At 43.8% G+C, this 14,373-nt stretch carries 11 protein-coding genes; 8 read left to right on the top strand and 3 right to left on the bottom strand.

Going from position 1 to position 14,373, the window contains the following annotated elements:
• The first annotated feature begins 13 nt into the window (after positions 1 to 13).
• Entirely contained in the window at positions 14 to 1,036 is a 1,023-nt protein-coding gene (locus JMX70_RS06495; RefSeq protein ID WP_201590648.1) for a glycosyltransferase family 2 protein, read from the top strand.
• Between the two features lie 19 nt (positions 1,037 to 1,055).
• Here JMX70_RS06495 and JMX70_RS06490 read toward each other — a convergent pair whose 3' ends face one another.
• On the bottom strand, positions 1,056 to 1,808 hold the full coding sequence (locus JMX70_RS06490) for a hypothetical protein (protein ID WP_201590646.1): 753 nt from the start codon (positions 1,806 to 1,808) through the stop codon (positions 1,056 to 1,058).
• A gap of 382 nt (positions 1,809 to 2,190) precedes the next feature.
• On the opposite strand from JMX70_RS06490, the gene JMX70_RS06485 reads away from it, so the two are divergent.
• Together JMX70_RS06485 and JMX70_RS06480 are read left to right on the top strand one after the other, a co-directional pair.
• Positions 2,191 to 3,927: an RCC1 domain-containing protein gene (locus JMX70_RS06485; protein ID WP_201590644.1), complete on the top strand. Its 1,737-nt coding sequence runs from the start codon at positions 2,191 to 2,193 to the stop codon at positions 3,925 to 3,927.
• 169 nt (positions 3,928 to 4,096) lie between these two features.
• The gene (locus tag JMX70_RS06480) at positions 4,097 to 5,611 is read left to right on the top strand and encodes a di-heme oxidoredictase family protein (protein WP_201590642.1); all 1,515 of its coding nucleotides are present in this window, start codon (positions 4,097 to 4,099) and stop codon (positions 5,609 to 5,611) included.
• A gap of 109 nt (positions 5,612 to 5,720) precedes the next feature.
• On the opposite strand, the gene JMX70_RS06475 is transcribed toward JMX70_RS06480, so the two are convergent.
• Complete coding sequence (locus tag JMX70_RS06475; protein WP_201590639.1) at positions 5,721 to 6,647, bottom strand: bestrophin family protein; 927 nt, start codon at positions 6,645 to 6,647, stop codon at positions 5,721 to 5,723.
• 311 nt (positions 6,648 to 6,958) lie between these two features.
• On the opposite strand from JMX70_RS06475, the gene JMX70_RS06470 reads away from it, so the two are divergent.
• The 5 genes from JMX70_RS06470 (at position 6,959) to JMX70_RS06450 (ending at position 12,276) form a co-directional block, all read left to right on the top strand.
• Complete coding sequence (locus JMX70_RS06470) at positions 6,959 to 7,660, top strand: hypothetical protein (RefSeq protein WP_201590636.1); 702 nt, start codon at positions 6,959 to 6,961, stop codon at positions 7,658 to 7,660.
• Between the two features lie 64 nt (positions 7,661 to 7,724).
• Positions 7,725 to 8,372 (top strand): DedA family protein, encoded by a 648-nt coding sequence (locus JMX70_RS06465; protein WP_201590634.1) that lies wholly within the window; start codon positions 7,725 to 7,727, stop codon positions 8,370 to 8,372.
• Between the two features lie 444 nt (positions 8,373 to 8,816).
• The gene (nirK, locus tag JMX70_RS06460) at positions 8,817 to 10,343 is read left to right on the top strand and encodes a copper-containing nitrite reductase (protein ID WP_227671187.1); all 1,527 of its coding nucleotides are present in this window, start codon (positions 8,817 to 8,819) and stop codon (positions 10,341 to 10,343) included.
• 141 nt (positions 10,344 to 10,484) lie between these two features.
• The gene (locus tag JMX70_RS06455) at positions 10,485 to 11,381 is read left to right on the top strand and encodes a formylglycine-generating enzyme family protein (RefSeq protein ID WP_227671186.1); all 897 of its coding nucleotides are present in this window, start codon (positions 10,485 to 10,487) and stop codon (positions 11,379 to 11,381) included.
• Positions 11,382 to 11,481: 100 nt separating this feature from the next.
• A complete protein-coding gene (locus JMX70_RS06450) occupies positions 11,482 to 12,276 on the top strand; it encodes an SCO family protein (RefSeq protein WP_201590633.1) in 795 nt (264 codons plus the stop codon).
• A 185-nt stretch (positions 12,277 to 12,461) separates the two neighbouring features.
• Here JMX70_RS06450 and JMX70_RS06445 read toward each other — a convergent pair whose 3' ends face one another.
• On the bottom strand, positions 12,462 to 14,009 hold the full coding sequence (locus JMX70_RS06445) for an acetyl-CoA hydrolase/transferase family protein (protein WP_102076275.1): 1,548 nt from the start codon (positions 14,007 to 14,009) through the stop codon (positions 12,462 to 12,464).
• Positions 14,010 to 14,373: the final 364 nt, after the last annotated feature.

The following is a 14,373-nucleotide window of genomic DNA, read 5'->3' as shown; positions in this document are numbered from 1 at the left end:
GCGCTGACAAACAATGACTGTAAAACCCACCACCAATTCCAATGCGGTTTCTGAGCATATGCCGGTAACGGTGATTACGACTTGTTATGGACGCAATCGCCACCTATATAATCTGCTCAGTAGCCTTGCGAATGGTAGCGTTCAGCCCGATGAAGTTATTATTGTCAATGATGATGCTGACCCTAAACGTCTGGCTGATTTTGCTTTAAACATTGTCAAGATTCCGACGAACGCAGGTTTAGCGGACAGCACAAACCATCAAACGTTAGAACATCAAACGTTAGAAAAATCGGACAAAACGGAATTTGATATCGGTCATAATCGTAATATTGGCGCCGCGCGTGCCAGCCATGACACGCTGATATTTTTGGACGTTGATTGCATCGTAGCGCCGAGCTTTATTGAACAACTAAGCACAAAGTTAAGCCAGTATCCAAACGCTCTACTGATGGGACAACCGCGCTATTTGACGCGACCTTTATCAAACGAGGAAAGCTTAGCGTTGCAAAAGGGCGCGCTGACTAATGATTACTTAAATCATCTGTCGGTTTATAATCCTTATCGCGATAACTTCGATGCGAAACAATCGATGTCTACTGAGGCAGTACCGACAGCTATTAAAAAAACAAATGATTACGGCGCTTTTTGGAGTTTATGCTTTGCGATTAAACGTGAAAAGTTTGAGCAAATAGGGGGTTTTGATACGCAGTACACCGGTTATGGCGCAGAAGATACCGACTTTGCCTTTACTGCCCGTCAGTTAGATATTAATTTTTATCTGACCGCCGACCTTATTTATCATCAGCAGCACGCCGTCTATCGTCCGCCTCTCAATCATTTGGAAAGCATTATCGTCAATGCCAATCGTTTTTATCAAAAATGGCAATGCTGGCCGATGGGCGGCTGGCTTGAGCAGTTCTGCAAAATGGGATTGATTGATTGGACGCACGAGCAATCAAATTCAATTACGCTGTTACGCCAGCCTAGCAGTAAAGAGATAGAGTTGGCTTATTGTGCCGATGCCGCCTACGTTTAAATTACCAATCTCCCCTTGCCTAATACTGGCGTATGATCTCCACCTCTGGCGGCGGCGAACTCATTTCATGGCGCTCAAATTCCCAATTATGCCCTTGCCAAAAGTGCGCCGTTTTATCATTGTCATTAAAACCTATCATTAATAATTGTAGCGGCAGAGTGGCGTTTTGCAGCAGCTGCACATGCTCGCGCGCCGCTAGCAACAATCGATACAACAAAAATCCTGACGAAGGGGCTGAAGAGTGAATATCTGTAAAGTAAGGATAGTCATCAACAACCGGATGGCGCTCCGATAACACGCTATGATGCGCCGCATCTTGCAACAACACTTGCACTGCTGGTGGCAGCGTCAGTATGCGATCATCATCAATCGGGTCATCATCGGGACTTGGATCATCACTGGGCAAAGGAAATTGATAAGGCTGATTGCTCAGTAAAATACCTAATGGTGCCGCTTTTACCATGCGCTTCATCACCGCGACATTATTGCTCCTCGGTGGCAAACCAAAATGCAGTTTACTGTCCCCAATTTGGCGAAAAAACAACAATTTAGGCAGGCTACTGGCGAGCGGCTGGTTGGCAAAAAACTCAGCGTGGATGAAATGGTTAAATAATACCAAAACATCATCCGAACGTAATAACTGCTCAAGTTTATCAGTGCTAATAGAAGGGTTATTGGCGATAAAGACGATGCGTTTATTTTGCTTTAACGCGTTTTGGATGTTGAGTGGCAAGGCCGTAAATGCAGCGGCTTCTTTGCTTATTTTATTCAAATTATCCTCATAATTATGGGCGGTTGATTATGATGTTAATAGCTTGTTATTGAACCAAATTTTCAAAAATTCAAGTCTGTATAAATGAGTTACTTTCCTCCTTAATATACCTTACTTTTTCATAGATAAAAGCCTATCTAACAATAATATTTATTCGCCTGCCTTGGATGCTGCTCTACGATTCACCCTATAAAACCATTAACCATCCCTTTATATAAAGAACACCTATCATTAAAATATTAAATCAACATTTTTATTTATATATTGATAATAATTATCATTTGTAATATTATTCGCATCCATAGTTACGCCCATTTTATGCTATGTTGCTATTTCCTATATTCAGATACCTATCTTTTATTGATAATTTATTGAGGTTTTTATGCGCTTATCCCATCTTACCCAAGCAGTGGCACTTATCAGCGCGACTTTGATACTAACCGCTTGTGGCAATGATTCTGATGACACCACAATCATTGATGGGACACCGCCGCTTTTAACCACCGATAGTAATTTTACAGATGGCTATAGTGCGGTGGCGGCGATATTTTTCTCTGGGCAAGTACAAGATAGCAGTGGCATCAAATCGTTGACATATAAGCGCAATGAAGAGCCAGTGGAAACGTTAAACGACGATACAAATGGAGATTTTAACGCACGTATTTTATTGGCATTAGGTAGCAATAAAATCACCTTAGAAGCTACAGATAATGCTGGCAACATTATGCGCTCAATCAAAACTGTGTATTTGGGCGATACTGTCGCCGCAGGTGGCTCACATACAGCTGCTCTGCGCGATGGACAGCTGTATGGCTGGGGGCGCAATAATTATGGGCAAACCGGTCTGGGAATGACCACAAAAATTGCTGACGTCATGGGTCATCCAGATACTCCCATGCTGATGCACAGTGCACCAAAAGACCTTGTGTCTATTAAATTTAACCAAAATCATTCGCTGGCGCTAGATGCTAAAGGTCAGGTTTATAGTTGGGGCGAAGATATTTCTGGGCAATTAGGACGCGGCAACACCGGTCGCAACACTTGTAGTAAAACAGAAGATTGCCGCCTAGATATCGGTGCCATTGATGGTATTGACAATGCGGTGATGGTAGCGGCAGGATATAAGCATAACTTAGTACTTACCAAAGACGGCAGCGTGTGGGCGTTTGGCGCCAATACCCAAGGTCAGCTTGGTAATGCTACAACGATAAATAGCAGCACACCGGTTAAGGTTGATTTTTCAGCAGCCGCTGACATCGGTCATATTGTGCAAGTGGTGGCCAGTGCCAATAGCTCGTACGCGTTAGATGATAAAGGTCAAGTTTGGGGTTGGGGCAGCGACGCCTATGCCAATCTAGGTCGCGGTCAAGAATGTAATAAAGCCAATAACTGTATCAATGTTAATGCAAGGCCGATTCGTATTGATGTTCTGAGCGGCAATACCAACGCTCATACCAATGTTGACGTTCATACTACTAACGCTATTGTCCCTACTCCTCAGCTTGCCTCTGACCCAAACATTGGCCTTGAAAAAGTAACCCAACTTACCGCTGGCCGTGACCATGTATTGGCGCTAACCAATAAAGAAGCCGTCTACGCTTGGGGGCTCAATGCCAGTAGCCAAATAGGTTATAACGGCGAAAAATTCAATGCTACTGAAAGCGCTTGGGCAAATACCATTCTAACGCCAACCAAACTGCCATGGTTTACTGATAAGAATATTCGCCGCATCTATGCGAATGGCAATGCCAGCTATGCGTTACTGGACAATGTGTCATCGAACAATGGAACATCGGAAAATGGCTCAGCGACAGATGGTATTCTTTACGCGTGGGGTATGTTTGGGGAGACAAATAGCGAAGGCAAAACTGTCTACAACGATTTAGATGAGCCGACCAATAAATTACCTCACTTAAAAAATATCGACAATATGGCTATGGGCGTCATGCACTTAATCGCGCATGAAAAACCTCTGCAGAAAGATGCCAATACCTCGCATAGAGACGGTCAACTCTTTACATGGGGTTGGAGCTTTGAGGGCTCACTCGGTAATAAAGACACTACCCACGTTTGGATGTATAACACTCCTATGCCAGTCAATTTACCAAGCCAGCTATAAACGCGACTTATCTTTAACATGAGTATGCAATAGCAAATGTAGTGAACAAGGGCAGCCAAATTCATGTTGCCCTTGTTAAATTATGGTTTTGTTAATTTCTGCTTACTCATCTTTGGTATTTTTTTTCATAATTTAATAAATGATATTTTTAGCCATTTTAGGTCTTACCATGTCTCTACTGCCTCATTCACCAAATCACTGCTCACCAAACCTTTCAAATCCTCTCTCTACTCTTTTATTCCCTGTCATACGCCGTGCGCTATTTTGTTTAACGGTAACTTTACTACTAAGCGCTTGTGGCGGCTCGGACGCTTCAGATAACTCAAACAATGACAGCTCTAACACCCCGAATTTACCTAGCCAGCCTACGCCGCCAACTATACCTGAAAACCCAGACAGCCCAAACAATCCTGCAACTGATATCAATTGGCTACCAGCCGGTGGCAACGCGACCATCGCTGCCGATATCTCAAGGCCATTTTTACAGATTATGCCCAATCTGCCAAGCAGTGCCTTGGGCGGCGTATCGCCAGGTCGTGAGCTCTTTATCACCGAATGGACGCCAGCCAACCAGGGTCGCGTGCTCTTTGATGGCGTTGGCCCCTTATTTAACGCCAATGCCTGCACCCAGTGCCATAGTGCTGAAGGACGCAAACCCATTTATGCGGCAGATGGCGAGCTAAGTGACGCTATATTATTTAGGCTCGGCAATAAACAAGGGCTTGCGCACACTTATTACGGCGAGCAAATGCAACATCAAAGTATCGATGCCAGCATCGCAGCCGAAGGTAAAATGCGCTACACCATCACAGCGAGTAATGGCAACCAACCTACCGGTATCCAGTTTAACTTTAGCGCAACCGACCCCAATCAGCCGCTGGGAGATACCGCTATCAGTGGGCGCATCTCACCGCAATTGGTCGGCATGGGTTTGCTCGACTTGATTCCTGAGGCGGATATCATTGCGGCAGCTGACCCTGACGATAACAATCAAGACGGCATTAGTGGGCGCGTACATTGGGTACAAGACGGCAAACAGCAGCGCATTGGCCGCTTTGGCTGGAAGGCGATTAACTCAAGCCTACGCACCCAAAACGCCAATGCCATGTCACAAGATATGGGTTTGACCACTTCCGTATTTATGGATCCCAATTGTACAGCCAATCAGCCGATTTGTTGGACAGCGCCCAATGGCGGCACGCCTGAGGTTTCAGACAGCAGCTTGGATGCGGTGACCGATTTTATGGCCGCCTTGGCAGTGCCTGAGCGCCGAGTGGCTGATTTATCGACCTTTAATAAAGGCGCGCAGCTCTTTACCCAAGTGGGCTGCGCGAGCTGTCATACGCCAAAACAAAAAACGGGCGCTAGCGGGCGCTTTCCGCTGCTCGCCCAGCAAACTATTTATCCTTATACCGATTTATTGCTGCATGATATGGGCAAAGGTTTAGATGACGGCGTTAAAGAAAAAAATGCCGAAAGCTATGAGTGGCGTACACCGCCATTATGGGGCATCGGTATTGTCGCACGTGACCCAGAAGCACGGTTTTTGCATGATGGTCGCGCCAGCAGCTTGACAGAAGCGATACTTTGGCATGGCGGTGAGGCAGAAAGTGCTAAGACACGTTTTAGACAATTACCTGCCACGCAACAACAAACGCTGCTAAGTTTTTTAAACGGCATTTAATAATCATTATGACAAGGTGAAATAAAAAAGACCGCTAGAGTGGTCTTTTTTATGCCATAAATGTTAATAGCGTAAATTTTGTTGCCATACTCATTTTATGATAAAAAGATTATTGCAAATAGCCGTTTTTAGCCATGATGTTTGGCGGCAACTCGGTTTCACCCAAGGCTTCTAGCAAATTAATCTCGATATTCCTGGATAAAGCGGTCAGCGGTAATTGGTTGGCAGCCAGCCCAAAAGGCTCTTCCAACTCTTCACTGAGCGCATCCAAACCAAAAAAGGTATAAGCAATAACGCCGCAAATCAAAGGCGTCACCCAGCCTAAAGAAGAAACCAGACCAAAAGGCAGCATAAAGCAGTACAAATACGTCGTGCGATGCACCAGTAACGTATAAGCAAACGGCAATGGCGTGCTATGAATACGCTCACAGGCGGATAATACCACCGTCATCGAATTGATGCGCTCGTCCATATTTTGCAGCATAAGATCTGACGTCAAGCGCTGCTGCCGACAATAGCCAAGCTCCTTACCAAGCAGACGCAGCAGATAATCCGGTAAATTTTGCGCCTGTTGCATGCTGGTATGATAAACGGGCTCAACAAAACGCTCAACATCTTGCCAAGGCGCACTGTCACGCAATCGATGACGCAGCGCATGAGTAAAAGCGATGCTTAAATATACCAATCGGCGCTGGCTATCGTGCCCTTTCTCACTCTCATCATCTATATAAGACAGCACTTGACGAGTAAAGCTGCGCGTATCATAGACCAATTGCCCCCATAGTCCTCGAGCTTCCCACCAGCGCTGATAACTGGCGTTATTGCGAAAACCTAGAAACAGCGATAAAGCAATACCAAGCAAGGTAAACGGCGCGACGCTATAAGAAGAAAAAGAGCTGGGAAATCCGTGCTGAATATTGGTAATAAAGGCACTAATTAAGCTAATGAGCAAAATCTGCGGATAGACCTTGGGCAGAATGGAGCCACGCAAGGTAAAAAGCAGTTTGATGGCGCTTGGCTTTTGCTTGACGATCATTTTAACGTCCTAACGAATGATGCTTATAATTGGTACTTATAGAGTAAAACTAGCGTTTTTACAGGACGAAATGATAACAGACTAAAGAGGTATGAGCAGAAAAAACAGCGATTTATCCTATTTTAATTGGTTAGGAATTTTTACCACGCATTTATTTAATAAATTTCTGCAAAATCATCGGTTGTTATAATGATGTAAGAATGGCAGGTACAAGGATACACGGCAGCTGTCAGCGCTTAAAAATTCGATTATAGTAGGCAGGTAATAATTATTTAAATAAAGAAAACTCAAATAAATCGAGGAAATACACCATGAAAAAATTAGGATTAGTTATCGCGGTATCGGTAGGCTTAAGCGCTTGTGCAGGCGGCATGAACGGTGGCACCACGCCGGGCAATTCAAACAATATTGTCACTCAATATCCCGTTGAAGCGGCCATGCTCAATATTTATACCAAAGCCCGCAGTCAAAGCTTGGTGGCAAACGTTGGCAATCAAACCGCCTCTGCTGACATCAAAGTCACGCCCAAAGGCAGCATGGTATTTAACAATAAACAAGTCCAAGGCGCTGAAGTAAATACCATTAATAAAGTCAACAATCAAGTCACTGATCAATCAGTCGCCATTAATTACTTTACCCTTAATCCATTGGTATTCCATGGTTTCACTGACAGCTCAGGTAAGTACTCGATCTCGAATCAGACCACAACCATTCCCAAAATGGCAACGGTTGGTTCATCGAGCAAATTGATTACCGAAGACGTCTATGCCGATAGAAGCATGCGCAAAAAAATAGGCACTTATAATCAAGATTGGTCTTTAACCAGAGACAGCAATAATACCGCGTGGTTTTGCATAGAAACCTCGGCTAACTTACTGCTCAGTAACGATCCTAACGGCAGCTCGTCAGAATGTTATAAAATCAATGCGCGCGGCGATATTTTAGACAGTAAAGTAACGATTAGCCAGCCATCTACTAATGGCACAAAAACCATTACCTTTACCAGTCGATAGTTTTTATCAGCTGATGGCTGTTATAAACTGACAGCCATCAATTTGCCAATTATTTAGGATCTACATGGATCAAATGAGTGAATGGGTACTCGGCATCATGGCAAAGTTTGGCTACTTTGGCATTATATTTGCCATGTTTGCTGAAAACGTCTTCCCGCCTATCCCATCTGAGATTATTATGCCCGCTGCTGGTTTCGCCGCTTCTAAAGGCGAGATGAGCATTGTCTTGGTTATTTTAACTGGAACGCTTGGCGCGGTGCTGGGTGCGCTACCCTTATACTATTTGGGCCATAAATTCGATGAACCGCGCTTGGTCGAGTTCACTGAGAAATACGGCAAATACGTGTTTATAAAACCTACTGACATCACCGATGCCAATGCATGGTTTGACAAACATGGCAAAATGGCAGTATTTTTTGGGCGTATGGTGCCGGGCGTGCGTTCGCTAATTTCCATCCCTGCTGGCATGAATAAAATGTCGCTCTTACCCTTTTTGGCGCTAACCGCTTTAGGCGCCAGCATTTGGACCGCGATATTGGCACTAGCTGGGTATTACTTGGGTCAAAACTATGACGCTGTCGCAGGCGTGTTAGCCCCCTATACTAAGGCCATTGGTATATCAATCCTGATGGTTATTGTCGGCTTACTCATCAAGCGTCGTCTGTCTTATCGAAAAAATAGCAATAATGACAAAAATTCCGATCAGCGTTGAATATAAACTGTCTGCCACTCTTACAATACTAACCCAACTTACTATAATAGCTAATTTTAATAACCACTTAGCTTCACTAATTTGGAGCAGAATTTTCAAATCCTAAAATGCTTATCTCAGCGTTTAAATCTTAATTCTTAAAGTCTTTACTCCTCTCTTTTCTAGTGCATCAAATCTTAAGAACACCTAATTAAATTTATAACTCATCAGTATAAAAAGCGTGAACGAATATTGCGCAAATAATTCGCTTATTTATAAACATTCATTTAAAATACATATTATGGAAGCCAATTTATTAGCTCAACATTTTATAGTTTTGTTGTTTAATCTTATCATTTCTATAGTGATTTTCGCTTTATCTAACTATCACATTAGGATACTAATAACCGATATAAATCGATCTTTGTTAAATGAGCCACTTATTTTCAATGTTTGGAGAGCCTTATGCGTCTTTTTAACTCTACAACCTCTCAGCCTCAAGCCCTCAGCTATTCTAAACTTGCATTAGCTTGTCTTCTTGCTCTTGGTACGGTAGGAATGGTCGGTTGTGATAAATCAACCCCTGATAAGGCCACAGCAACCAGCGTGGAAACCACTCAAACCACAAAAGACAGCAAAGCGCCAACCACCAAAAATGGCGAGCTACCAGTGATTGATGCGGTTATCACCCATGCGCCTGAAGTACCACCACCCATCGATCGTGACTATGCGGCAAAAGTCATCGTAAAAATGGAAACTGTAGAAAAAACCATGCGTCTAGCAGATGGCGTTGAGTACAACTTCTGGACATTTGACGGTCAGGTACCAGGACAATTTATTCGCGTACGTCAAGGCGATGAAATTGAGTTCCATTTATCAAACCACCCTGATTCAAAAATGCCGCACAATATTGACTTACATGCGGTGACAGGTCCAGGGGGCGGCGCTGCTGCTTCGTTTACCTCTCCTGGTTATACCTCAGAGTTTAACTTTAAAGCCTTAAAACCAGGCTTGTATGTCTATCACTGTGCGGTAGCGCCCGTCGGTATGCACATCGCAAACGGTATGTATGGCCTAATTTTGGTTGAGCCAGAAGGCGGTTTACCAAAGGTTGATCGTGAATTTTATGTCATGCAGGGCGATTTTTATACCAAAGGCAACTATGGCGATAAAGGACTGCAGCCTTTTGATATGGAAAAAGCGGTAAAAGAGCAGCCAGATTACGTGTTATTTAACGGTTCAGTTGGGGCGCTCACCGGTGAAAACTCATTGAAAGCCAACGTCGGTGAAACGGTTCGTCTATTCGTTGGTAACGGTGGTCCTAACTTGGTGTCCTCATTCCACGTGATTGGTGAGATATTTGACAAGGTCAATATGGAAGGCGGTAGCGCTGAAAACCATAATGTTCAAACCACCCTTATCCCCGCAGGGGGCGCTGCGATTACCCAGTTCAAAGTAGATGTCCCAGGCGAGCTTGTGATGGTTGACCACTCTATTTTCCGGGCATTTAACAAAGGTGCGCTTGGTATCATCGATGTCAAAGGTGCAGAGGACAAGAAAATATATTCAGGAAAAGTGCGTGAAGACGTCTACTTACCTGAAGGCTCAGCGGCACAAAGTCTTGGTAAAACCAATGCGCCAGCGCCTGTCGTGACCGCTGCCAACAAGCAAGAAAGAATTAAAATGGGTGAGTCTGTTTACGCTAGTAACTGCGCGGCTTGTCACCAATTAAATGGTGCTGGTATACCAAAAGCCTTCCCACCATTGGCCAAGTCTGACTACCTCAACGAAGACCCTAAACGCGCCGTCGATGCTATCTTGCATGGCTTGACGGGTAAAATTACCGTCAACGGCGAGGAGTACGACAGTGTCATGCCAGCTGTTGCTCTAGATGATGAAAAAATCGCCAACGTCGTTACTTATATTATTAACAGTTGGGGCAATAAAGGTGGTGAAGTGACGCCAGAAGAGGTCAAAGCTGCTCGTAAATAACCTAGAAAGCTACGCTAGTTAATAGGGTTGCAATTAGACTGTTCGATGAAAAAACTCTCATTGAACAGTCATTTTCAATACAGTATCTGATTGAACAAGCGTTTGGCACCGTCCTTTTTTTGGTTTACTAGGAGATTAGTTATGTTATGGACTTACATTACTAACACTCGCAAAAGCAACACTCGCAGCATTCATAAAAACAAAACGCTAAAAATGAACATTCGGAAGATTGTGGATACGACTGCTCGCCCGCTCGCACTGTTATTGGTCGTTAGTACTCTTAGCGTCACAACCGACTTTGCGTTGATAAGCACGCAAGCGCAAGCAAAAGAGCTGACTATTCAGCCCGGCACTTATCGTCCGTTATATTTGAGCAAAAATTCACCATTGGTGGCAGTCGATACATTCAAAATTGATGAGCTACCCGTCACCAATATACAGTTTTATCAATTTATAAAAGAAAATCCAAAGTTTCGCCAACGTGCCATTGCACCTATTTTTGCCGATTCTGGTTATCTAAAGCACTGGATCAATACCAAAAATATCTCTGTGCCTAAAAAGGCGGATTTCCGTAAGCCTGTGGTCAATGTCTCATGGTATGCCGCCAATCAATATTGCCGCGCGCAAAACAAGCGCTTGCCAACGGTTGAACAGTGGGAATATGTCGCACAAGCTTCTACTACCAATAAAAATGGCAGCTTGGAGGCCGGTTACAACCAACGCATTCTTGATTGGTATGGTAAATCGGCAGGTAATAAAGACCAGCTTGCCGATGTCGGACAAAGCCCTGCCAACTATTGGGGCGTCAAAGACATGCACGGTTTGATTTGGGAATGGACAGAGAATTTTAATAATAGTTTGGTCACTGGCGAATCACGTTCAGACAGCAATCTAAACCAAGAAATGTTTTGTGGCTCGGGTGCAGCAGGTGCGGTCGACCCAAGTGATTATGCAGCCTTTATGCGCTATGGTTTTCGCTCAAGCTTAGAAGCCAAATACACGGTCAGCAGCCTAGGTTTACGCTGTGCTAGTAATTAACTTGCCCTAACATAGCGCTCTACTTTAACCTAACACCCTTTTAACACAGCGCCCTACTTTTTATGCTCAATTGAATTTAATGGTATTTAAGGATTGCCTTATGAAAACAATAAAAACTATGCAAAATACAAGATTGCAAAATACAAGTTCAAAAAATACAGTAACTCAGCCATTGTCTCATCTGGCTTATGCTATCAAACTGGCTTTGACTACTGGGCTCTGTATTGGCTTACTCGCCTGTAGCAATCCTGACGCGATTAACTCGGCGACAACGCAAGACAGTCAAGCTGATACTACTTCTGAATCTAAAGTCGCGACAGATAATCATCACGACATGAAAGGTAAGGATCATCAACAGATGAATCATGCCGATATGAATGCCCAAGAACCAGCAGAAGCGCTCGGGCAAGAGTATTCTATTTATCAAGCAGGCGGCGACTGGACAGATCATCGTGGCCATACCTTTGAGCTTGATAAGCTTGAGGGCAAAAATCAAGTGGTGGTGATGGCTTATACCAGCTGTCAGCATACCTGCCCTATCTTGGTGCAAACGATGAAACAGATGTATAAAGAGATGACGCCTGAAGCGCGTGCGCAAACGGAGTTTTTACTGGCGACATTGGATACTGAGCGCGATACCGTTGATGTGATGAAAAACTTTGCTGAGCATAATGAGCTTGGTGATAACTGGCGCCTGATTCGTAGCGATGAAGCCAGCACCCGTATGCTTGCCAATACCTTAAATATCAAATATCAATTTGCCGATAATGGTGATATTAACCACTCTAACTTGATATCTGTATTAGATAAAGACGGCCGTTTAGTCGCCCAAGGCGTTGGGATTGCCGACTCTGGCATTAAGCCATTGATTGAATATTTAAACAGCCATAGTTAAACCTTTAAAAAACATACCTATAAAGCCACTTTTTTAACCTTTACCTTAGTTTTAAAGTATCTGTATTTTAAAGAAAAAAACACCGCTCATCTAAATAGACAAGCGGTGTTTTTAATGGCGTTATCAGCTATGGCACTGATTTTGGCGTTAAGCCTTTCAGTAAGCATTTAGTTAAGCACTGAAACCTAAACCGCCAAAGCCAAACCTTTTTTGACGCGCATATCGCCAGTTTCAACATAACGCTGATGCCAAGATAAAGATTCATCGAGCAAATGCGGCGTTTGCATGCCAGCCGTCTGTGCAGCACGGTCATAATAATCTTGTAGCATTGGGCGATAGTCTGGATGCGCGCAATTATCAATAATTTTTTGCGCGCGTTGACGCGGTGATAAACCGCGCAAGTCCGCCAAACCTTGCTCAGTGACGATAATCATCACATCATGCTCAGTATGGTCAACGTGTGACACCATCGGCGTGATGCATGAAATAGCGCCGCCTTTTGCAACTGACGGGCTGACAAACATTGAGGTAAAGGCGTTACGCGCAAAGTCGCCAGAGCCGCCCAGACCATTCATCATATTGGTACCCATGACGTGGGTTGAGTTGACATTACCATAAAGGTCACACTCAATCATCGCATTGATGGCGAGCACGCCAAGACGACGCGATACTTCAGGGTGGTTGGTGATTTCTTGTGGGCGCAAAATAATACGTTTGCGCAATTCTTCAATATTGGCATTAAAACGCGCCAACGCCTCTGGGCTTAACGACATCGCCGTTGCCGACGCTTGGGTCATTTTTCCTGACATAATCAAATCTAACATACCGTCTTGCAATACTTCGGTATAGCCAGTTAAGTTCTCAAACGGACTGGCTTGTAAGCCCGCCAATACCGCATTGGCAACGTTACCAACCCCAGACTGAATTGGCAATAAGTTGGCTGGCATGCGGCCTTTTTTCACTTCTTCATGGAAAAAGTCGATAATGTAGCCGGCAATTTTGGTTGAGCACTCATCAGGATCGGCAAACTTACTATTGCGGTCAGGTGAATCGGTTAAGACCACGGCGACGACTTTATCCAAATCACAAGTTAGGTACGGCTCGCCAATACGCTCACCCGGTGTGGTAATCGGAATCGGTTTACGATGCGGCGGCAAACCAATGTCATCAAAAACATCGTGCATACCTTCTAACAATAAGCTTTGGCGGCTATTTACTTCTAAAATAATTTGATCGGCATTGTGCAACCATGCGTTATTGGTGCCGATAGAGGTAGATGGAATCAGGCGACCATCTGGCAAAATACCGGCCACTTCAACCACCGCCATGTGCATGTCACCATAAAAACCAAAGGTGCTTTGCTGAGCGACGTGTGATAAATGCATGTCAAAATAATGCGTTTCACCAGCGTTGATTTGCTTACGTAGCGCAGGCTCTGACTGATAAGGCGTGCGCATCTTGATACCATTGGCTTCAGCCAAGACGCCGTCGCATTCTGCAGCAGTCGATGCGCCGGTTAATAAACCGATTTTGAATTCTTCGCCGCGAGCTTGCGCCGCTTTTATACGCTCTGCTAACGCAGCTGGGACGGCTTTTGGATAGCCTGCCCCTGTGAAACCGCTCATTCCAACATTCATATCATGCAAGATAAATGTTGCTGCTTGCTCTGCTGACATGATTTTTTCACGCAAACCTTCGTGACGAACGCGCTCTTCGTGGCTAATTGCACTCATACCTTTTTTCCTAGTAACTTCCCTATTAACACCAAACCCTCAAAATAATGAGACGTTTGATACCGAAACAGCAATAAAATACAATGGAGTATATTAACAACTTTGGTATAAAAGACAAGTTGCTTGTCTTAAATTTTAATTTACGTCCTTAAAGACTACTTTCATTAATTAACAATAGTTCATAAAATTACAAGAGATAAGATTTGTTTTTTGATTATTTCTAAAGCAATAACTTGAAGCTTTTTAGCTATATAAAGTTAAAAAATCTTAAATAACTATACAGTAATTAAAAATACTATTAACTAAATTTTAAAAATACTCTAAGATTAATTTTAGTCTTGATGGAGGTCTAATAAGGATAGAG

Origin of the sequence: Psychrobacter pulmonis, assembly GCF_904846465.1 — a bacterium.
Lineage (GTDB): Bacteria > Pseudomonadota > Gammaproteobacteria > Pseudomonadales > Moraxellaceae > Psychrobacter > Psychrobacter faecalis.
Note: the sequence above shows the minus strand (reverse complement) of the source record. Positions and strands in the feature narration are given on the sequence as shown.